The following is an 18,914-nucleotide window of genomic DNA, read 5'->3' on the forward strand; positions in this document are numbered from 1 at the left end:
GTTGTGACTGACGCAGATGGCTCTGGAGAGCATGCTCATGGCATGCGCGGTTGTGCTCATGATCTGCAAGGGAGCCGCGTTCGGCGCGTGATCTCGTCTCGCTCACCCGCCCGCCCCTCACACGAACGCGGGGACAGGGGCGGGAGGTCGCCTCCGGTTGCTGAGGCCCGACGGGAGACGACGACGTGAGGGGCTGCCCCCGGGATGTTGCAGCCCTGTACTTAGGTCGGACAGGTGGGACACTGGCGAATCTCGTTGCCCGAACTTGTTTGCGCAGGTCAGAGCTCTAACCGGACAGCCGGACAGTCGGGACACCTCAGCTAGCGACAACGTGCGCTGGATGCGGGGCACCGCCCCGCGAAAGCGTAGTGAAGTGGATCGCGCCCGGGTACAGTCACTGCACGGGAGTGCTGCATCACTGGGGTGGAGGAGGTGAGCCGATGACCTCATCGGAGTTGGGGGAAGAAGGATTCCGGGCAACGCTTTACGCATTGGGTCCATCTACTGATGGTGGCCGGATCCCTCTAGCTGAGTTGGCGCGCATCGCGAGTGAAATGCAAGCCACATTGGAACGGCTTGCGCTGGCCTTGAGCGGAAACCAGATAAAGGCAGGACGCCGTCCGCGTGAAATTGTTGACGCTGTCCGCTTGGATTTTGTCGGTTTCGAAAAAGGATCTGCCATCCTTCAAGTTGCTCGAACCGGGCAACAGGCCTGGGGTGGTGACGATCTGCTAGAGGAATCATTTGAGAGCCTGGCCAGTGGAGTGAGGGCTCTTGAGCAAGGGCGGTCGCTTCCTGATTCCTTCACGCCGCAAGTAGTCAATGGGCTGCGCTCGCTTACGGGTGGCCTTGGAGCGCGAGGGATCACGCGGATTCGCGTGACCTCGACGAGTGCGCCAGAATTTGAGTTCAATAGCGGACTGAGGAAGGCGCTACGTGAAGTTTCTCTCTCACTGGTTGAGAGTGAGGCGACTGTTGTGGGCCGTTTGCAGATGGGCGATTTCTCGCCTGCCTCTCTCCTGTGCCGCATTGATACCTACGCCGGTAGTATCCAGTGCGGTTTTGGCGCTGAGATCCGAGACAGGGTCCTTGATTGCATGGATCAACTGGTCATGGCGCATGGGGTCGCCGAGATGCAGCCTGATGGATCCACTATCCGGGTCCTGCGAATCTCGGACATCAGTCCAGTTAGCTCCTCATCGTCTCGATCCTTGAATGATCTGGCTGCGGAGCAGCATGTTGCACCGCTCGCCTCTGTTGACGAACTGTCCGGAGGTGACATCGACGGCCTTGACGACTTCTTGGCTGCTATCTCCTCTGTTCGTGGTGATGGCCAGTGAATTATGTCGTAGTCGATACGGACGTATTTTCAAATCTTTTTGCCGGAATTGACGTTGATCGCTACAAGGGCCACCTCACGGGCGTTGTCCCCACTCTTTCCTTCACTTCGGTGGCGGAACTCTACTATGGCGCGGCAAAGGCCGGGTGGGGAGATCGGCGAGTAAGCGCTCTTGAAGAGGCCATTAGGCGTTATCTCGTTGCGCCGTATGACGTAGATATGGCACGGCTGTGGGGCAAGTTGAAAAGTCAGGCTCAAGGGTTGGGGCATCCTCTTGGGCAGCCTCACCAGGCTAATGATCTTTGGATTGCTGCAACGGCGATCTACTACAATGCGCCTCTCCTTACAGGGAATCATCGTCATTTCTCAGGCTTTCCCGGACTCTCCTTAATCACGTAGAAGCGGGGGCCGGACGGCAGGTGGGACAGCTCGGATTCTCGCTGTCCTACCTGTTTTCGCAGGTCACCCTCACTGCTGGGACAGTCGGACAGGTGGGACACCATCGGCCCGGCGCTGCCCTGCGTACCTCGTGGCACTCTTGGCAGCGGGCAGTGGAGGAAGCGAGAGGAGTCAGAGTGTCGGAGGCCAGTCCGCGCGGAACCTACCTGGTCATCTCAGCGAAGCTACGGGAGCGGATCGAGGCAGACGAGCACGCCGAGGTACTGCCGTCGGAGTCTGACCTGATGCGTGAGCACGGTGTCGGCCGAAACACGGTCCGGCGAGCCCTCAAGGTTCTCGAAGCTGAGGGCGTCCTGGAGTCTGCTCCCGGAATCGGGTGGCGCATCGTGCGGGACGGCGATCGCCGTTCCCTCGCGGAACGGATGTCTGACCTGATCGCCGAGGAATCGCTGTCGGTGGGCGACCCGTACCCGTCCGAGTCCCAGCTCTGCAACCGCTTCGGCGCCTCCCGCACTGCCGTACGCCGCGTCCTGGCACAGATGGAGGGGCACGGTCTGTTGGCCACTGTCCACGGCAAGGGGCGTACGGTGCGCGTTCTCCCGGCTCCCACCGCCCGGCCGTAGTCTTGACCGCCATGGGACTCACTGAGTGGGCGTACTCGCTCTCCGAATCGCTGCTGTCCGATCCGCTCCCGCGTCGGTGGGCGCACTCCCTCGGGGTCGCCAAGCGCGCTCGCTCCCTCAACCCGATCCTGGGGGACGACGCTGAGCTCTTGGAAGCCGCCGCTGTGCTGCACGACGTCGGGTACTCGCCGGCCATCGCAGTCACCGGCTTCCACCCCCTGGACGGCGCGAGGTTCCTCCGGCACCAGGAGGGCGCGGACGAGCGGGTCGTTCGTCTGGTAGCCCACCACTCATGCGCGCTTCTGGAAGCTGAGGAACGCGGACTGAGGCATGAGCTAGAGAACGAGTTCGAGCTGGAGCGGCCGGACCTCGTTGACGCTCTGCTCTTCTGCGACATGACGACGACACCGGACGGGACGCAGACCACGCCAACCGAACGGCTGGACGAGATCGTGCAGCGATACGGCCCGGATACGATCGTCGGGCGGTTCATTCAGCGCGCGGCCCCTGAGATCCACGCGGCTGCGGACCGTGTTGAAGAACGCTTGATGCAGGCATCGGTTGGCGATCAGCCGATGTAGGGCTCACGGCGCGACTCGTCGAGGCCATGCCGGATGCGCAGCATCATCGACGGGTGGATGTCCAGACCATCGAGGTCCGTTGGGGCGACCCAACGGACCTCCTTCGATTCGCTGCTGGTGCGCAGGAAACCGCCGACGGAGTGAGCTCGGAAGCAGATGGAGAACTGTTGCCGGACCTCTCCGTCGTCGTAGGCGAGCACGTGCTCAGGGTCGGTGTAGAGCCCGACGACGCTGTCTACCTCCACCTGGATGCCCGTCTCCTCCAGGACCTCACGGACGACGGTGTCGGCGATGCGCTCGCCGATATCGTGGCCGCCGCCCGGCAGTGCCCACAGATCGTTGTCGGTCTTGTGGATGAGCAAAAGTCGTCCCGCATCGTCTCGCACGATCGCCGTGACCGAGGGCACCACAGAGTTGGCCTTTGGGGCGTTCGGGTCGCGGAAGTAGTCGATACGGCCCATCAGTTAGTGCCTTCCCAGTCGGCCGGCGAGGAGATAGGGCGGGCCGATTCCCACACCCGTTCCACGCTCTCAGCGTAGGCGTCGAAGAGCTCGCCACCGGGAACGCGTTGCAGGTGCAGCACGGGGGCCATGTAGGCGCCGACGCCGTAGATGTGGCCGTTGGCCAGCATCTCGTCATCAGCTCGGTAGATCGAGTTGTAGAGCGTGGTGCTGTGCAGCCGGAACTCCACGCCGGGAAGGCCGAAGAGCGGTCCGTAGTTGACTAGGGCGTTTCGGATCTTCGCTGCCATCGCCGGGCCGATCCCCTCGTCGTCCCCACGTGCGGCCACGGCCTGCGATGTTGGCTCTCCCAGGAGGAAGCGGATGGACACCCCTTCGGCTGACTTCTCCTTGACGATGCGGTGGAACGTAGCGTCTTCGGTCAGCCAGAAGCCGGAGTACACCAGTACATCGAACTGGCGCCTCGCCTTGGAATAGAGGTCTGTCCAAAGGGTCTGCATCACCACGGAGCGGTGCGGATAGAGCCTGACCAACTCTGCGTTGCCAGAGGCTGTGACCTCTGCTGATGTCCGTTCGTCGGGCCACAGATACGACACCTCGCACTTCAACAGTGAGGCTGTCGCGTACTGGAAGCGGCGGTACGGCTTGCGCTCGGGGTCGTTGATCCAGCGTTCGACCGTCTTGGGTGCGACTCCGAGCCGTCCAGCGACCTCATCGAGCGTCAGGCCCAAGTCCACTATCGCGCCGCGCAGTCGCTCGTTTGCCACACCAACCTCCGCCTAGCCGGGACGACTTGGTACGACTTCACGCTAGCTAAGAACGACCCGAGCCGTACAGGTGCGAAGTCGAGCGTCGTCCGCGCCGACGCCAGTCTGTAGATACATCGCGGCGAGGGGCTCGCCGAACTCCAACAGCCGAAGGGCTTGACGGGGGTGAACCCCTCTCTGCATGATGAAGAACAGGTAATACATGTTCCTCTTGGAACGGTCCGGAGGGCCCCGTGAAACGGGTTCGAAGGAAGCCGCTGATCTTTGAGAACGCTCCGCCGCTGGTGGGGCTGCATACGTGGGCCTCTGAGCCGTCTCCCCGCAGTGACGGCCGCGCGGATGCAAGACCGCGCACCTGGACGACTCCAACCCTCGCAGCGCTCTGGCGCTGCGGGCCCCGGACAGCCGTGATGGCGGCAGATCAAATCTGCTTCCGGGGCGCTGCCCCGCCGCGTACGCGGCATGGGGTTGCACATCCCGGACGGTCGCCTCTCACCACCAGGCCACGACCGCCCGGCACTCCCTATCCCTTCGACATCAGGAGCGCAGCATGCGCACGTACATCGGCGGCCATCAGGCCGTCTCCATCGACGACTTCATTGAACTGGCCCTTGGTACCCCGCCGGAGCTGTGGCTCGGGAAGGAGGGCGAGAGCGAGGAAGAGTGCGCCGCCCGCAAGGACGCGGCGCGCGACATCCTCGCCGACAACCCGGAGCTCCCGGACGACGTGGCCCGCATCGCCGCCGAGGTGATCGAGGCGCACGCCCCGGAGTTGTTCAACGTCGTCCCGCTGGTCCGTCCGGCCGTGCGTCGTCGGCCCTCCCGGAAGGGAGCGGCGGCATGAGCGCCCCGGACACCAACGCCCAGCTCGCCGCTGCGCATGCGGAGGTAAAGGCGGAGATCACACGGACCGACACCAAGACCGGCCTGTTGCTGGCGTTCGTTGGCGCGGTGCTCGCCGGCGCCTGGACGGTCGCCCGTGACCTGCCGATGAACCTGCCCGCGTACGTGGTGGGCGGGCTCGGTATGGCGGTGCTGGTCGCGGCGGCCGGTCTGCTGCTGCGGTCGGTGCGGCCGAACGTCAAGGGGCGGCACGGCTTCCCGCTGTGGGCCACTCTGACCCCCGAGCAGATCAGCGACGCCGTCTGTCGTGATTTGGCTGCCGACATTGCGGGTCTGTCCCGTCTCGCGGTCGCCAAGTTCACTTGCCTGCGTCGCGCGGTCGACGTGACCTGTGTGGGCGGTGCGCTGCTCATCCTGGCGGCCCTGCTCGCGGTCGGGAGTACGCGATGAACGGGCGGGTGCTGCGGGCACAGATAACGATGCGCTGCTGCGGCACGACGGCTCCGGAGCGGACCGCCGGGCTGTGCTGGCAACTGTTCGTTGTGATGATCGGCCGGGTGGATGACTGGCCCGTCTTTACATGGCCCACGTCGCCGCAGGTCCCGACGGTCGAAGAGCGCGCGGCGGCGCTTGCCTCGCTCGGCTTCGCGCTCGCCGAGGACGTCGAATGGGAGTGGTGCGAGAGCACCACCCCTGAGTACCACCCGCACCCGGAGCAGGTGGAACTGATGGCCGCGGCCCAGATCCGGCCGCTGGACAGGGGTGCGGCATGACCAACACCGACGCGACACAGGCCGAACGTTCGGCGATACCGCCGCTGACGAAGCCGGAGATGGGGCTCGCCGGAGTCGGAGCGCTCGCCGCCGCGGGAGTCGGCGCGCTCGGTCTCATCTCTTCCTTCGACGCAGTGTCGGCCGCTGCTGCCCGCTGGGGGTTCGGCGAGCCGTGGATGCTGCCGGTCGGCATCGACGTGGCCATTCCGGTGTTCACCGTGGCCAACCTGCTGCTGATCAGGATGGACATGGCGCTTGCCTGGGTGCGGTTCGTGCCCTGGGTCCTCACCCTGGTCACCTGCGGCCTGAACATCGCCGCCGGACACGACGTGTGGGCGAAGGTGGCCCACGGCACGATGCCGCTGCTATGGGTGGTGTTCTCCGAGATCGGCGCGCACATCTACGCCGTCCGCATCGGCGCCGCCACCGGCCGCCGCATGGAAAAGATCCGGTTCTCTCGCTGGTTCCTGGCCCCGCTGTCCACGTTCGCGCTGTGGCGGCGCATGACGCTGTGGGAGGTCACTTCCTACAGCCGGGCGCTTGCCTGCGAGCGGGAGCGGCTGTTGGCCCGTGCGGACCTGCACGAGCGGTACGGCTGGAAGTGGCGGTGGAAGACCCCGCGGCGCGAGCGCGTGATGCTGCGCACGGGCGAACTCGCCCCCGCTGGCGACGACGTACCAAGCCCGAAGCCGGATCAGGCACCCGAGAAGCCGAAGAGCGAGGCAACGAAGCCGCCGCGCAAGCGGCCGACGACGGGCAAGGCCAAGACGGTGCAGCGCACGACGGCCGAACTGCTCGCCGAGGCACGCACCGCCACGGCCGACTGGACGGACGCTCAGATCAACGCCGAGGCGCTGCGCAAGGAACTGCACTGCGGCTCCGGCCCTGCCCGGCAGGTGCGTGACGCCCTGCTCGCCGAGCGAGCCGACGGGTGCGCCCTGCACTCTGTCGACAACCCCGAGTCGGACGCGTCCGGCGACGGTGCCCAGGGGGTGGCAGCGTGAACACTCTGGCCACGGTCCTGCTGTCCGCGCTGCCGCTCGCCGCTGGTTGGGCGGTCCATGTGTGGTGGCTGCGAGGCTCCCTGAACACCGCCCGGCGTGATCCGCTCACCGGGTTACGCACCCGCGACGGCTTCACCCGCCGCGCCACGGTTCTACTCAAGGACCCGCGCGCGGTCGTGGTGCTGGCCGACGTCGACAAGTTCAAGCAGATCAACGACGCCTACGGGCACGCGGCCGGGGACGCGCTGTTGAAGGCGACCGCGGACCGGCTCGCTCACCACGTCGGCCGTACCGGGGTCGCCGGGCGGCTCGGGGGCGATGAGTTCGCCGCCGTCCTCATCGACGACCACGGCACGGCTGGAGATCTGCTCCCCGTGCTACACGGTGTGCTCGCCCGGCCGGTCGACGGCCAGGACCCGGCCGTATCCACCACGGTCTCGCTCGGCTGGGTACGTGCCGCGGACTTCCCCGCCGACGACCTGTCCGCGCTGCTGCGGCGGGCGGATGAGGCGATGTACGCGGCCAAACAGGCTCGCGCCGGAACCCGGCGCGCCGGGCTCGGCTGGCTGTTCGCCACCGTCACCGGACGACGCGCCGGCCGAACGGGCGCCCGCCAGGACTCGCCCGTGGCGGGGGTGGCGGCGTGAAGTCACAGCCCCTCGTCGGTGCCGCCGTGTTCACCACGGTCATGGGTGCGGCCAACTACCGCTGCCAGTGCGAGGGCGAGTGCGGCAACGCGCACGCCAAGGGCGACGGCCGGTGCCAGCACGAGCACGACCACTACACCAGCAAGCACGGGCGCCGGGTACGGCTCATGGCCGCGCCGGTCGACCCGCTCGCCACCGACGTCGCCGCCGCTCGCCTCCCTGCGAGTGAGCTGCGGGCGTGGTGCCCCGACTGCCACACCGCTGCCGCCCGGCTCGCCCGCAAGCGACTGCCCGCGGCCGCTACGGATCAGTGCGGCCTGTTCGACCTGTAGCACGCGCGTTCTGGCGACCGGATTCCGGTCCTCTCCAGCGCTGCCCTGCACTCACCATCGCCAACACGGGCCCGGCCGCCCACCTCCTACAGCGTCGGCCGGGCCCACCCTCCCGCCAATTCCGGAAGGAAGTCTCAGTGAAGCACCCCGACGACGACAACGAACTCTTCAACCGGCTGGAAGCCGAGATGGCCGCCGACTCCGACGCCCCGTCCGGGGGTGACGTGGTCGACCTCGACAAGGCACGGTCGGCACGCACCGAGTCGGCTGACCCGAGCGCCCGACCCGACGCCGACCGGTCGCCCGACTCCGACGCGAGCCGGTCGGGTGCCGAGTCGGCCGACCCGACCGCGCCCGTGATGGTCGACCAGCCGACGCCGGCCGCCACCGGTCCCGGCTACCTCGGTCGGCTGGCAGCGGCGCAGCGCCGGGCGGTCGTGCCGGTGTGGCTGCGCTCGCTGGCGGAACTGCGGACCGCGTCCGCGTGGGTGGCCCACCACTACGCGCACGCCGCCGGGTACCACGCGCTGCGTGCCCCGGTCTACGCCGCCCGCCTCGCGCTTCAGGCGCCGACCGGTGCCGCGCGGTTCGTGGGCGGCACCATGCGGTGGGTGGCCGACCGCGAGGGCGAGCCGGTCCGACTCGCCGCCGTCCGGCGCGAGGATGCCGCCGAGTACCTGAAGCTGTCGCGGCAGCGTGACGGCAGGGTCCGACTGCGCACCCTCGTGGCCGTGCTGGCGATGTTCGTCGGGCTGGGCTCCGCGCTCGCCCTGTACGTGCTCGCCCCCGACTGGCTTCAGGCGGTGTCGGTGAGCGCGGTCGTGATGACGCTCGGGTTCGCCGGCCGCCGTGCGGACGCCCCGGTCATCCACCGCGCGGTTGAGCTGCCCAAGGCGGTCAAGCTCACCAGTGACATCGTGCTGCGGGCGCTCGGTGCGCTGGGTATCCCGGCCATCAACCAGGCGCAGTCCAAGGGCCGGGACGGGTTCGAGTTCACCGCCCCGATCACCCGCGACGGCCCCGGCTGGCGTGCGGAGGGCAACCTGCCCTACGGCGTGACCGTGACCGACGTCATCGAGCGCCGCGACCGGCTCGCCTCCGGCCTGCGCCGCCCGCTGGGCTGCGTGTGGCCCGAAGCGGTGCCGGACGAGCACACCGGCCACCTCGTGCTGTGGGTGGGCGACCAGGACATGAACAAGGCCAAGAAGCCCGCATGGCCCCTGCTCAAGTCGGGATCGGTGGATCTGTTCAAGCCGGTCGCCTATGGCACTGACCAGCGCGGACGCTGGGTCGAGGTCACGCTGATGTACATCGCGGGCATCATCGGCGCCATCCCGCGCATGGGTAAGACGTTCCTGCTCAGGCTGCTGCTGCTCATCGCCGCCCTGGACCCGCGCGCGGAGCTGCACACCTACGACATGAAGGGCACGGGCGACCTGGACCCGGTCGGCAACGCCGTCTCCCACCGGCACGCCGCCGGGGACGACGACGAAGCCATCCTGTACGCGCTCAACGACTGGCGGGCGCTGCGCGAGGAACTGCGGCGCCGTACCAAGGTGATCCGCTCGCTGCCCCGGGATATCTGCCCCGAGTCGAAGGTGACCAGCGCTCTTGCCGACAAGCGCTCCCTGGGTCTGCACCCGATCGTGATCGGGGTGGATGAGTGCCAGGTGCTCTTCGAGCACCCGGAGCACGGCAAGGAGTTCGAGGAGATCGGCACCGACCTGGTCAAGCGCGGTCCCGCCACCGGGATCGTGCTGTTGCTGGCCACGCAGCGGCCGGATGCCAAGGCGCTGCCCACGGGCATCTCTGCGAACGCGTCGGCCCGCTGGTGCCTGAAGGTTATGGGCCAGCTGGAGAACGACATGGTGCTCGGCACGTCCGCGTACAAGCGCGGCGTGCGGGCGACCATGTTCGCCTGGGGTGACAAGGGCATTCACTACTTCGTCGGTGAAGGCTCCGATGCCCGCATCGTGTCTTCCGTCTACGTGGACGCGCCGGGCGCGGACAACATCGCCGCCCGTGCCCGCAGGGCCCGCGAGAAGGCCGGACTGCTGTCCGGGTACGCGCTCGGGGAGGCACCCGAGCCGGTCGCGAGCGGCTACAACCTGCTCGCCGACATCCTCGCCGTGGTCCCGGCCGATGAGCCCAAGGTGTGGTCCGAAACCGTCGTCGCCCGGCTCGCCGAACTGCGCGAGGACGTCTATGGCGGCTGGGACCCCGAGGGGCTGGCCGCGGCCCTGAAGCCGCACGGCGTCTCCACGATCCAGGTGGGGCGCCGGATCAAGGGCAAGGTCGTCAACCGGCGCGGCATCGACCGCTCCCACATCACCACGGTGATTGCGGAGCGTGACGTAAACCGGGACGCGGGCTGAGTGTCCGGGGTCGCTAACGATAGCGGCATGCCCCGCTAACGTTAGCGACCCCGCTAGCACCCCAAACCGCCTTTGACCAGGCCGCTAGCGGATAGCGGCCCACCTGCGGAAACCCCTGAAACCCGCCTGGAAGGGCCCCTCATGACCCCTGCCCTGCTCGCTATCACCCTCCTGCTCGGCGTCACATTGTGTTACGTCGCGGTGTGTGCGGTCTCGCCGTTCGGTAACTGCCGCACGTGCCGCGGCATGGGCCACGCGCTCAAGACCGACCGCAAGGGACGGCTCAAGCGCGGCAAGGACTGCCGCCGCTGCCGCGCGACCGGCAAGCGCATACGCGCCGGCCGCTGGCTCTACAACCGCTGGGCCCGCATCTACTGCGCGGGCACCGACACCCCCCGCCCGGAAGGCTCCCGATGATCCTCGACATCTCCGCCGTGCTGCTGTTCGGCGCCGCGTCCGCCTTCGCCGTCAAGACCAAGTCCGCCGGAGGCGGCGCCGCCCTGGTGCTGTTCCTGTTCGGCTTCTTCGCCGCCGGGACCGGCGCGTACGAGCCCATCCACGACGTCGTGCAGGCGTGCGCCGACGCCCTCAGCGACCTCGGCAACTGACGGGAGACCGACACCGTGAACGAACCGATCGTGCAGCGTCATTGGCTCGCCATCGCCGCACCCAAGGCTGCACCTGCACTCGCCACCACGACCGTGCTCGCGCTGGCGCGCATCTGGAACGCCAACGGCGCCGAACACTCCGTCGGCAACGCCGTGTTGATGACCGCACTGTCCATCGGCGCCGCCGCCGCGGGAGCGTGCGCGAGCGTCGGCCGCGCCGGAGACAGCACGATTGCCGGGACCGCGTTCGCCGCCTCCGGCGCCCTCGCCTTCGCGGGCGTTGCCGGATACGCCGACGGGCTCCCGCTGCCACTGCTGCTGTGGTCGGTGGCCACCGCCGGCGCGTACGGGCTCGCCGCCCGCTACTGGCGCAAGGACCGCCGCGAGACCGCTGCGTACGAGCGGCACGTGAGCGACCGGCGTGAGGAACACGCCCACATCGAGCGCGTCGAGACCCTGCGAGCCACGACACAGATCGAGGTGGCCCGCACCGGCGCCGCCTACGCCGAACAGCTCGCGCAGGCACTCGTCACCCGCGCCGCGCTGCCCGGCTTCGACCCCCAGGCGGTGGAAGCCGCGGGGCTGCCGGAGCTCCCGGCCGCGCGGGGGGAGCGGTGAGGTTCTACCTGACCACCCACAAACGGCACTGGGTGCGCCTGACCCGCGTGCCGCTGTTCCTAAAGTCCGAGCACTTCGCCGCCGCCGTCAAGCTCGATGCGGCGCAGGGCCCGTACGCGGTGGACTCCGGCGGTTTCACCGAACTCCAGCGGCACGGCCGCTGGACGCGCACCCCGCGGCAGTACGTGGACGACCTGCGCCGCATATGGGAGTGCGTGGGCCCCTACGACTGGGCGGCACCGCAGGACTGGATGTGCGAAGACCTCATCATCCACGGCGGTACCGCGGGCCCGCTCACCTTCGCCGGGACGCACCTGAGCGTGCGCGATCACCAGCACCGCACCGTGGCGAACTTTCTGGAATTGCGCTCACTCGCCCCGGAGTTGCGCATCATCCCCGTCCTGCAAGGCCGCACGGTCCCGGACTACGAATGGTGCGCCGAGCAGTACGCGCGGGCCGGTGTCGACCTCGCCCGTGAGCCGGTGGTGGGTCTGGGATCGGTGTGCCGGTTGCAGTCCACCCGCGAGGGCGCCGCGATCGTCACTGCCATGGCCGCGCGCGGGCTGCGCCTGCATGGCTTCGGCTTCAAGACCCTCGGTCTGGAACAAGTCGGCCACCTGCTCGCCTCCGCGGACTCTGCTGCATGGAGCTACCACGCACGCCGCAGACCCCCGTTGCCGGGCCACACGCACAAGAACTGCGCCAACTGCCTGCCCTACGCGCTGCGCTGGCGTACTCGCGTCCTCAGCGCGCTGCCTACCTGGCAGCAACCCACCCTCGATGCGGCCTGACGGCCCTGTTCCGAAAGTGAGTGATCCCATGTCCGTGGGAGAGACCCCCATCACCGTCATCGGCAACCTTGCCGCAGACCCCGAGCTGCGGTTCACCCCGTCCGGTGCCGCGCTGGTCAAGTTCTCCGTTGCGTCCACCCCGCGCCGCTACGACAAGACCTCCGGGCAGTGGCAGGACGGCACCGCGATGTTCCTGCGCTGCACCGCGTGGCGAGACCTTGCCCAGCACATCGCCGAGAGCCTGACCAAGGGCATGCGCGTGGTCGTCACCGGCCGTCTGCGTCAGCACAACTGGCAGAACGACCAGGGCGAGAACCGCTCGATGCTCGGCCTGGAAGTCGACGACATCGGCCCCTCGCTCCAGTTCGCCACGGCCAAGGTCGAACGCGTCCAGCGCAACGGCGCCGCCTCCGGCCCGGCCACCGACGCGTGGAACACCGCTGTCCCCGCCTCCGGCGGATGGGGCGCGCCCGCTTCGGCCGGTGCTCCGGCTGCGGGCAACGAGCCGCCGTTCTAGACACGCCCGGGGCGGGCGCCTCTCACCACAAGACCGCGCCCGCCCCGGCTCCCTTGTCCCTTCGACAGAACAGGAGAACCTCCAGCATGCCTCAACTGGACGGCCCTGCCCAGCTCAGCGCTGCGCTTGGCGCTGCGTCGCGCGGCTGGCACGTTTTCCCCCTCATCCCTGGCGCCAAGCGCCCTGCCGTCCGTGGCTGGGAGACTCGCGCCACCACTGACCGCGAGCGCATCACCCGGTGTTGGACGCACGCCCCCTACAACGTCGGCATCGCCACTGGCCCCTCCGGGCTCGTCGTCGTCGACCTCGACACCCCCAAGGGCCCGGACGACATCCCGCCGGCCGAATGGGCCGCGCACGGTGTCACCGACGGTGCCGACGTGCTCGCCCTGCTCTGCGAGCGCCACGGCCAGCCCTTCCCAGCCGATACGTACACGGTCCGCACTTGGAGCGGCGGCACGCACCTGTACTTCGCCGCACCCGAGGGTGAGCCCCTGCGCAACACAGCCGGGGACAGCGCCCGTGGGCTCGGCTGGAAGGTCGACACACGCGCCGTCGGCGGGCTCGTCGCCGGCGCAGGCAGCACCTTCGGTGGATGTCCTACACAGTCGCCCACCACGGCCCTGTGGCACTGCTACCGGCCTGGCTCGTCGAGCTGCTGCGCCCGGCACCGCTGCCCCCGCAGCGTCCGGTCACGGTCCCGCTCACGGCCCGCGATCGGCGCGGCAGGTTCCTGACTGCCGCAGTCAACGGCGAGTTGGCCCGCGTCACCGGCTCTGGCGAGCACCAGCACAACAACGCGCTCTACATCGCCTCCATTGCCCTCGGTCAATTGGTCGCCGGGGGAGAGCTAGACGCGTATGAGGTGACAGAGAAGCTCATCGAAGCGGCACTCAGCGTCGGCCAGGGCGAGCGCGAAGCCCGCCGCACCGTCGCCTCCGGCCTGCGCGCCGGAGCCCACCGCCCCAGGCAGGTTGCAGCATGAGCACCAACCCCATCCCACCGCTGCACCTGTACTCCGTTCCCAGCGACCCTGAGGCGGCTCCGCGCGAGCTGCCGAAGCGGGAGCGCCCCCGCACCGCATGGACTGCCGATCAGCTCATGGCCGCGGACTTCCCGGAACCGAAGTGGGCCGTGCCCGGCATCCTCGCTGAGGGCGTGACTCTGCTCGCCGGTCCGCCCAAGGTCGGAAAGTCCTGGCTGTCCCTCGGTCTGGCCCTTGCGGTCGCGGCCGGCGGGCATGCCTTCGACTCCGTGCCCGTGCAAGGCGGCCCGGTCCTCTACCTCGCCTTGGAGGACACCCCCCGCCGTCTCCAGACCCGCATGCGCAAGATCTTGGGGGGACAGGCGGCCCCGGCCGGGCTGACCCTGGTCACCGAGTGTCCTTCCTTCCCTCAGGGGGGTAGTGATGCCATCGCCAACTGGCTGGAGCGCAACCCGGACGCGCGCATGGTCGTCGTCGACGTGTTCGCCAAGATGCGCGGTCCCGCACCGCAGGGCGTGTCCGCGTACGACGCGGATTACGTCGCCGTCGGCTACGCCAAGCGGATCGCCGACCACTACGGCATCGCCGTGGTACTGGTCCACCACGTCCGCAAGGCAGGCTCAGAGGACTTCCTCACGGAGGTGTCTGGCACCAACGGCATTGCCGGAGCGGCAGACGCCACGCTCGTGCTGAAACGGGCGCGCGGGCAGGCGGACGGCATCCTGCACGTCACGGGACGCGACGTCGACGAAGCCGAATACGCCCTGAAGTTCCAAGCAGCCTCCGGCGCTTGGCAGATGCTCGATGGACCGGTCTCGGACCACACCATTGGCGACACCCGCGCATCGATCCTGCGGCACGTCAGGGAGAACCCCGGCGTGCGCCCGCGGGACATCGTCGCCGCGCTGCCGGACATCGATGCGGACACCGTGCGCCGGTACTGCTCCCGCATGGCGGAAGCGGGACAGCTCACCAAGGGCGTCAGCGGCCGCTACTACCCGGACACCCCACCCCCGGAGGTGTCCCAGGTGTCCGACTGTCCGACTGTCCCATCTGACCTGCACGAACAGGCCGGACACCTTCAAGACCCCGGTGTCCGACTGTCCGACTCTACGTCTGCCGTCCAGCACGGAAGGAAGTGACTGTGGCGCGAGACGAGATGTTGAGCATCCCCCAGGTCATCGCCGAAATTGGCGTTCCACGCGCGACCTTTTATCGCTGGCGACAACTCAGGAAAGGGCCCAAGGCGATCAAGCTCCCGAACGGTGCCGTGCGCATCCGCAGGTCAGATCTGGAGCGTTGGATCTCCAGCCTGGAGGAAACCGCGTGAACCGTCGCAGCAACCATCAGGATCCGGGCATCCCCCGTCGGGGGTGCCCGCCCGCGTCGGACGAACCCGTTCTCTCCACCGACGTGCGCGTATGGAAGGTGAACAAGGTGCGGAGCAAGAGAGCTCCGTACCAGGTTCGTTGGACTGTGGCCGGCAAGGTGAAGTCGGCCAGCTTCGCCACTCTGGCACTCGCGGAGAGCCGTCGCTCCGAGTTGTGGCAGGCAATGCGTAGGGGCGAGGCGTTCGCCGCCGACAGCGGCTTGCCTGAGTCCGAACTTCGAGCCGTCGCCGCGAGAGAGAACGCAAATCCCGACGTCTCATGGTGGGACTTCAGTCGCGAGTACATGTCGGCGCGGTGGCGTACTACAGCAGCGAAGACGCGTGAAGGCATTGCCGACAGCCTGGCCGCGGTGGCGCTCGCCATGATGGGCGATGGAGCGAAGGCACCGACACCTAAGGAAGTGCGGCTAGCCGTGCGCTGGGCTGTCGTACCGGCCCACAAAGGCGAAGAGCCCCCGCCCGACCTCGTGGCCGCCTGTACGTGGCTCTCCAACCGTTCGCTTCCGCTGTCCTCGCTGACGGACCCGAGGATTCTCCGGGACGTCCAGTACCGGCTCTCCTTCAAGTTGGACGGCACGCCAGCGGCAGGGGAGACGTACAAGCGGCGCCGCCGCGGCTTCAACACCGCAATGGAGTACGCGATCGAGTCGGGCTACCTGGACGAAAATCCGCTCGTCAACGTGAAGCGGATCGGATCCCCGGCTGGTGATGTGGTGGATCCTCGGGTCCTGGTTAATGCCGTTCAGGGGAATTCACTTCTCACGGCCGTCTCGTACGTGGGGTCCGTGCATCGCAATCGCGGCCGTCGACTGGTCGCATTCTTCGGCTGCCAACTCTACGCCGCAATGAGGCCGGCGGAAGCGGTCGGGTTGCGAGAGAAGGACTGCTATCTGCCCGAGACGGGCTGGGGGACCCTCACCCTTCGGGAAACCCGCCCGGTGTCCGGCAAGAAGTGGACCGATTCGGGGCAGCGCCACGACAGGCGGGGGCTCAAGTCGCGTGAGATCAAAGCTGACCGGCCTGTTCCCATACCGCCGCTGCTGGTCGAGATGCTCCGTGAGCACATCAAGGAATTCGGTACGGCCAAGGACGGCAGGCTCTTCGCTAACGAGCGCGGTGGTGTTCTGGGGACCTCCAGCTACTGGAGGGTGTGGCAGGAATCGCGACCCTTCGCGCTGCCACCGGACAAGACGGTCTCACTGCTAGCGAAGCGACCGTACGACCTGCGGCATACCTGCATCACGAACTGGCTGAATGCAGGAGTGCCCGTGGCAGAGGTCGCCCGCCGTGCTGGCAACTCACCTGAGGTCATCCACCGCCGGTACGAGGGATGTATTGATGGTCATGAGGAGGTGAACAATAAGAAGATCGAGAGGGCGATGGGGTGGGGGTAGGGAAAGTGCCTGATTGCTCGCTTGCCAGCAACTCGCGATCGCAGATTGAGGGCGACAAGGAGCCGGACGCGCGACTGAGTCCGGCTCCTTAGCGCATGGTGCGCCATCTGGTGCAAAGATCATGGCTTCGGGTTGAGGTAGTCCACCAGGCTTTGCACCTGACTCACTACGTCTTCGACCCAAGCAATGGCTTGCGATGGGTAGACGGTCTCGCTTGCCGCTTGGGACGAAGACGTGTGAGCCATCTTTCCTCTTTTTCCGCCGAGTGTATTGAGGGCCTTAAAGAGGTCATCGCACTTGTTGGAGAGTTGGTCACCGTGCAGGCCCAGCGGCTTTGCTAGAGAGGTAACGTTGGCCTCTTTAAGGCCGTTGTTGATTTTCACGACTTTAGAGATGTAAAGATTCTTTGCCGTTACGCAGACCTGCTTTGTGTCGAACTTCTTCCCAGCTCTCTGGCCGATAAGGTCTCCGGAGAAATGGAGGGCCAGCTCTACAAAACATCGAGGCGTTGCTAGATCTCCTACTTCCTTTTCTCGATTCTCGATGTAGGTCAAGAAAAGATCTTCGATGAACTCTTCGATGTGAGCGTGGGAGAGGATTACAAACGATGTGATCAGCAGTTGCTGACGCCTGCTGAGGTCATCTGGTGGCAAGACTGCTAGCACTTCGTTGTCGAGGAGAGAGTTTTTCAGTTCCTCGATATCACTTCTGAGGCAGGTCACTAGGTCCATGGTGACCTCTCAGTTTGTGAGGCATGCTGGGCGCTGAATGGTGATACCCAGCACCTCGCTCAATTCCCGATTCCAAATATCGAAGCGGTTCTTAGTCGCCTCGATACTTTTGGTTGTGCTGGTGATGGCGGCGACGAACTTTTCGTTCTCGATGCAGATTTTTTTGAATGCTGCCAGAACTTCAGGGGCCCGGCCCAATGCGATGTTCCGCACTCTCTCGTCGGAGAGTGCATAGATCTGCACGTCAAAGACTGCCCTATTTAGACTCCGCTCCCATTTTACGCCGGACCATTTATGGCAAGCACCATCGTCAGAGAAAATCTCTCGCGCGGCATCAATCGCCCGTTCCATTTCTGAGAGCTTGCTGACAATCTCGTGAGAAGCGGACTGCCACGTTTTGTTGTAATAAATGCAAGTTTTGTCCAGAAAATCCTTCAGATTCCCCTTGTATGGAGTCGCTGAGCTTTGAAAACCTAGGTAGCGAACCATAATTTCAGCATCGTACATTCGTCGATCTGGCCCCTTGTTTCCCAGGAGGTGCTGAAGTCCCGGGCTTGTTCCAGATTGTTCATCTACGAAGTTGACGAAATCGCCAGGTACTAGAGCTTGCCGGAGTTCTTGGGCTGACAAAGGGACGCTGCCGGTGTTGAGGCGCAAGAAGAGTGTGTAAAGGAAGTCTTCAGACTCCCACCCCTTGATTGAGACGGTCCTAATCGTATGATTCTCGAACGCGTCGAACAGGTCTGTCCTCTGTTGTTCGAGTTTCTTAATGTCGAAACCTCGCACGCTTTCTAGAATTGATGTTCCTGTGATCTTGAATGGTTCGAACCCAGAATCCGCCTCAACCCCTGCTCCGGCGTAGAACTGTCGCAGTGCGAGCAGTCGCTGTTTGCCGTCGATCACGAAGTAATGGCCCGGGCGTTCATGCTTTTCTGCGAGGACGATCTGTGGGATTGGATATGACAAAATCGCTGACTCTACAAAGCGGCTCTTTGTGGGGTTCGTCCAAGCAGCGCGTCGCTGAAACTTTGGATTAAGGTCAATCCGCCCTTTCCTCATTTGAGTGATGATGGTCTCAATCGTCCAGTCTGTGGCAGAAATGCTCGCTCGAGCGGCAGTGAGGCGGTCAATGACGTCCTCTTCGCTTTCGCCTGACGCGTCGTCGACGGGGATCATTTCCTCGGGGCTCTGATTAGTCATGATTCCTCCTAAGGTGGCCAGCGACGCTTTGTGCGCTTCGGGTAGATCTTGTGCAGTCGATGTCTGAGAGTTCTACCAGTCGCGAGGGTGGAGTGTGGCGGGGTGTAGACGTTTAAGTTTCAACGATTCTGGGTAGAGAATGGTTCTCTCGCGCGACGCGTGCGATGGAGGTCATCCGGTCACACGCCTGGGGTGCCAGCCACCTTCCGAGTGTGAGATCTAGGCAGAAGCCCACTCACTACTCACTCGGAACCCGTGCCACACAACGACAAAGAGCCGGACCCAGTGGGACTGGATCCGGCTCTCAATATTGGCACTTCCGCAGGTCAGCAGCACAACTGCGCAGCTTTCTGCTAAGTGCCCCCGGCAGGATTCGAACCTGCGCACACGGCTCCGGAGGCCGTTGCTCTATCCCCTGAGCTACGGGGGCGTGTCGGGCGCCTTGTTTGGCGGCGACGGGTAGAACCCTACCAGCTCTGCGAGGGAGATCAGGAACGGGTTTGGCGGTGTGGGGGTGGGGTGAGCTGGGGGACGTC

The 18,914-nt window shown here is 66.1% G+C and carries 24 protein-coding genes, 1 tRNA gene and 1 pseudogene; 21 read left to right on the forward strand and 5 right to left on the reverse strand.

The annotated features are described in order from the left end of the window. Positions 1–440 precede the first annotated feature (440 nt). The 4 genes from AC067N_RS27740 to AC067N_RS27755 all read left to right on the forward strand — a co-directional run bounded on the left by AC067N_RS27740 (position 441) and on the right by AC067N_RS27755 (position 2,942). Positions 441–1,340 carry a hypothetical protein gene (locus AC067N_RS27740; protein WP_478681603.1) on the forward strand — a complete coding sequence of 300 codons (900 nt, stop codon included), beginning with the start codon at positions 441–443 and terminating at the stop codon, positions 1,338–1,340. Then, positions 1,337–1,738: a PIN domain-containing protein gene (locus AC067N_RS27745; protein WP_478681604.1), complete on the forward strand. Its 402-nt coding sequence runs from the start codon at positions 1,337–1,339 to the stop codon at positions 1,736–1,738. The genes AC067N_RS27740 and AC067N_RS27745 overlap by 4 nt, the downstream gene beginning before the upstream one ends. Before the next feature lie 176 nt (positions 1,739–1,914). Next, complete coding sequence (locus tag AC067N_RS27750; protein ID WP_478681605.1) at positions 1,915–2,361, forward strand: winged helix-turn-helix domain-containing protein; 447 nt, start codon at positions 1,915–1,917, stop codon at positions 2,359–2,361. A gap of 11 nt (positions 2,362–2,372) precedes the next feature. Further along, positions 2,373–2,942: an HD domain-containing protein gene (locus AC067N_RS27755; RefSeq protein WP_478681606.1), complete on the forward strand. Its 570-nt coding sequence runs from the start codon at positions 2,373–2,375 to the stop codon at positions 2,940–2,942. Here AC067N_RS27755 and AC067N_RS27760 read toward each other — a convergent pair. Continuing rightward, positions 2,930–3,403 carry an NUDIX domain-containing protein gene (locus AC067N_RS27760; protein WP_478681607.1) on the reverse strand — a complete coding sequence of 158 codons (474 nt, stop codon included), beginning with the start codon at positions 3,401–3,403 and terminating at the stop codon, positions 2,930–2,932. The genes AC067N_RS27755 and AC067N_RS27760 overlap by 13 nt on opposite strands. Next, positions 3,403–4,170: a helix-turn-helix domain-containing protein gene (locus AC067N_RS27765; protein ID WP_478681608.1), complete on the reverse strand. Its 768-nt coding sequence runs from the start codon at positions 4,168–4,170 to the stop codon at positions 3,403–3,405. Before AC067N_RS27765 ends, AC067N_RS27760 begins: the two co-directional genes overlap by 1 nt. Before the next feature lie 550 nt (positions 4,171–4,720). On the opposite strand from AC067N_RS27765, the gene AC067N_RS27770 reads away from it, so the two are divergent. The 17 genes and pseudogenes from AC067N_RS27770 (at position 4,721) to AC067N_RS27850 (ending at position 16,447) form a co-directional block, all read left to right on the forward strand. After that, the gene (locus AC067N_RS27770) at positions 4,721–5,014 is read left to right on the forward strand and encodes a hypothetical protein (protein WP_478681609.1); all 294 of its coding nucleotides are present in this window, start codon (positions 4,721–4,723) and stop codon (positions 5,012–5,014) included. After that, entirely contained in the window at positions 5,011–5,463 is a 453-nt protein-coding gene (locus AC067N_RS27775) for a Pycsar system effector family protein (RefSeq protein WP_478681610.1), read from the forward strand. Before AC067N_RS27770 ends, AC067N_RS27775 begins: the two co-directional genes overlap by 4 nt. Next, positions 5,460–5,786, forward strand: a complete 327-nt coding sequence (locus AC067N_RS27780; RefSeq protein WP_478681611.1) for a DUF6303 family protein — start codon at positions 5,460–5,462, stop codon at positions 5,784–5,786. Before AC067N_RS27775 ends, AC067N_RS27780 begins: the two co-directional genes overlap by 4 nt. After that, positions 5,783–6,790 (forward strand): DUF2637 domain-containing protein, encoded by a 1,008-nt coding sequence (locus AC067N_RS27785; RefSeq protein WP_478681612.1) that lies wholly within the window; start codon positions 5,783–5,785, stop codon positions 6,788–6,790. The genes AC067N_RS27780 and AC067N_RS27785 overlap by 4 nt, the downstream gene beginning before the upstream one ends. Beyond that, on the forward strand, positions 6,787–7,437 hold the full coding sequence (locus tag AC067N_RS27790; RefSeq protein ID WP_478681613.1) for a GGDEF domain-containing protein: 651 nt from the start codon (positions 6,787–6,789) through the stop codon (positions 7,435–7,437). Before AC067N_RS27785 ends, AC067N_RS27790 begins: the two co-directional genes overlap by 4 nt. After that, positions 7,434–7,769 carry a hypothetical protein gene (locus AC067N_RS27795; protein ID WP_399942880.1) on the forward strand — a complete coding sequence of 112 codons (336 nt, stop codon included), beginning with the start codon at positions 7,434–7,436 and terminating at the stop codon, positions 7,767–7,769. Before AC067N_RS27790 ends, AC067N_RS27795 begins: the two co-directional genes overlap by 4 nt. Before the next feature lie 137 nt (positions 7,770–7,906). Further along, a complete protein-coding gene (locus AC067N_RS27800; protein WP_478681614.1) occupies positions 7,907–10,144 on the forward strand; it encodes a serine/threonine-protein kinase in 2,238 nt (745 codons plus the stop codon). A gap of 141 nt (positions 10,145–10,285) precedes the next feature. After that, positions 10,286–10,561: a hypothetical protein gene (locus tag AC067N_RS27805; protein WP_478681615.1), complete on the forward strand. Its 276-nt coding sequence runs from the start codon at positions 10,286–10,288 to the stop codon at positions 10,559–10,561. After that, complete coding sequence (locus tag AC067N_RS27810) at positions 10,558–10,752, forward strand: hypothetical protein (RefSeq protein WP_399942888.1); 195 nt, start codon at positions 10,558–10,560, stop codon at positions 10,750–10,752. The genes AC067N_RS27805 and AC067N_RS27810 overlap by 4 nt, the downstream gene beginning before the upstream one ends. A gap of 15 nt (positions 10,753–10,767) precedes the next feature. Then, the gene (locus AC067N_RS27815; protein ID WP_478681616.1) at positions 10,768–11,370 is read left to right on the forward strand and encodes a hypothetical protein; all 603 of its coding nucleotides are present in this window, start codon (positions 10,768–10,770) and stop codon (positions 11,368–11,370) included. Continuing rightward, complete coding sequence (locus tag AC067N_RS27820; protein ID WP_478681617.1) at positions 11,367–12,161, forward strand: deazapurine DNA modification protein DpdA family protein; 795 nt, start codon at positions 11,367–11,369, stop codon at positions 12,159–12,161. Before AC067N_RS27815 ends, AC067N_RS27820 begins: the two co-directional genes overlap by 4 nt. Before the next feature lie 28 nt (positions 12,162–12,189). Continuing rightward, on the forward strand, positions 12,190–12,678 hold the full coding sequence (locus tag AC067N_RS27825; RefSeq protein ID WP_478681618.1) for a single-stranded DNA-binding protein: 489 nt from the start codon (positions 12,190–12,192) through the stop codon (positions 12,676–12,678). Between the two features lie 86 nt (positions 12,679–12,764). Continuing rightward, positions 12,765–13,208: pseudogene (locus tag AC067N_RS27830) on the forward strand (bifunctional DNA primase/polymerase); the annotation flags it as partial. Between the two features lie 65 nt (positions 13,209–13,273). Beyond that, complete coding sequence (locus AC067N_RS27835) at positions 13,274–13,663, forward strand: hypothetical protein (RefSeq protein ID WP_478681712.1); 390 nt, start codon at positions 13,274–13,276, stop codon at positions 13,661–13,663. Continuing rightward, positions 13,660–14,805: an AAA family ATPase gene (locus AC067N_RS27840; protein WP_478681619.1), complete on the forward strand. Its 1,146-nt coding sequence runs from the start codon at positions 13,660–13,662 to the stop codon at positions 14,803–14,805. The genes AC067N_RS27835 and AC067N_RS27840 overlap by 4 nt, the downstream gene beginning before the upstream one ends. Continuing rightward, positions 14,802–14,993, forward strand: a complete 192-nt coding sequence (locus AC067N_RS27845) for a helix-turn-helix transcriptional regulator (RefSeq protein ID WP_390104273.1) — start codon at positions 14,802–14,804, stop codon at positions 14,991–14,993. Before AC067N_RS27840 ends, AC067N_RS27845 begins: the two co-directional genes overlap by 4 nt. Continuing rightward, positions 14,990–16,447 (forward strand): tyrosine-type recombinase/integrase, encoded by a 1,458-nt coding sequence (locus tag AC067N_RS27850; RefSeq protein ID WP_478681620.1) that lies wholly within the window; start codon positions 14,990–14,992, stop codon positions 16,445–16,447. The genes AC067N_RS27845 and AC067N_RS27850 overlap by 4 nt, the downstream gene beginning before the upstream one ends. A gap of 119 nt (positions 16,448–16,566) precedes the next feature. Here AC067N_RS27850 and AC067N_RS27855 read toward each other — a convergent pair whose 3' ends face one another. The 3 genes from AC067N_RS27855 to AC067N_RS27865 all read right to left on the reverse strand — a co-directional run bounded on the left by AC067N_RS27855 (position 16,567) and on the right by AC067N_RS27865 (position 18,808). Beyond that, positions 16,567–17,178: a HEPN domain-containing protein gene (locus tag AC067N_RS27855; RefSeq protein ID WP_478681621.1), complete on the reverse strand. Its 612-nt coding sequence runs from the start codon at positions 17,176–17,178 to the stop codon at positions 16,567–16,569. A gap of 9 nt (positions 17,179–17,187) precedes the next feature. Beyond that, a complete protein-coding gene (locus AC067N_RS27860) occupies positions 17,188–18,378 on the reverse strand; it encodes a DUF262 domain-containing protein (RefSeq protein WP_478681622.1) in 1,191 nt (396 codons plus the stop codon). 358 nt (positions 18,379–18,736) lie between these two features. Next, positions 18,737–18,808 (reverse strand) — tRNA-Arg (locus AC067N_RS27865). Between the last annotated feature and the right edge of the window lie 106 nt (positions 18,809–18,914).

This window comes from Streptomyces sp. NPDC042364 (assembly GCF_056437585.1).

Excerpts from the sequence above, each read along its gene's own strand:
- AC067N_RS27775 (WP_478681610.1), top strand. The coding sequence starts at position 5,011 with ATGAGCGCCCCGGACACCAACGCCCAGCTCGCCGCTGCGCATGCGGAG.
- AC067N_RS27740 (WP_478681603.1), top strand. The coding sequence starts at position 441 with ATGACCTCATCGGAGTTGGGGGAAGAAGGATTCCGGGCAACGCTTTAC.
- AC067N_RS27780 (WP_478681611.1), top strand. The coding sequence starts at position 5,460 with ATGAACGGGCGGGTGCTGCGGGCACAGATAACGATGCGCTGCTGCGGC.
- AC067N_RS27805 (WP_478681615.1), top strand. The coding sequence starts at position 10,286 with ATGACCCCTGCCCTGCTCGCTATCACCCTCCTGCTCGGCGTCACATTG.
- AC067N_RS27770 (WP_478681609.1), top strand. The coding sequence starts at position 4,721 with ATGCGCACGTACATCGGCGGCCATCAGGCCGTCTCCATCGACGACTTC.
- AC067N_RS27840 (WP_478681619.1), top strand. The coding sequence starts at position 13,660 with ATGAGCACCAACCCCATCCCACCGCTGCACCTGTACTCCGTTCCCAGC.
- AC067N_RS27825 (WP_478681618.1), top strand. The coding sequence starts at position 12,190 with ATGTCCGTGGGAGAGACCCCCATCACCGTCATCGGCAACCTTGCCGCA.
- AC067N_RS27755 (WP_478681606.1), top strand. The coding sequence starts at position 2,373 with ATGGGACTCACTGAGTGGGCGTACTCGCTCTCCGAATCGCTGCTGTCC.
- AC067N_RS27785 (WP_478681612.1), top strand. The coding sequence starts at position 5,783 with ATGACCAACACCGACGCGACACAGGCCGAACGTTCGGCGATACCGCCG.
- AC067N_RS27760 (WP_478681607.1), bottom strand. The coding sequence starts at position 3,403 with ATGGGCCGTATCGACTACTTCCGCGACCCGAACGCCCCAAAGGCCAAC.
- AC067N_RS27810 (WP_399942888.1), top strand. The coding sequence starts at position 10,558 with ATGATCCTCGACATCTCCGCCGTGCTGCTGTTCGGCGCCGCGTCCGCC.
- AC067N_RS27855 (WP_478681621.1), bottom strand. The coding sequence starts at position 17,178 with ATGGACCTAGTGACCTGCCTCAGAAGTGATATCGAGGAACTGAAAAAC.
- AC067N_RS27860 (WP_478681622.1), bottom strand. The coding sequence starts at position 18,378 with ATGACTAATCAGAGCCCCGAGGAAATGATCCCCGTCGACGACGCGTCA.
- AC067N_RS27835 (WP_478681712.1), top strand. The coding sequence starts at position 13,274 with ATGTCCTACACAGTCGCCCACCACGGCCCTGTGGCACTGCTACCGGCC.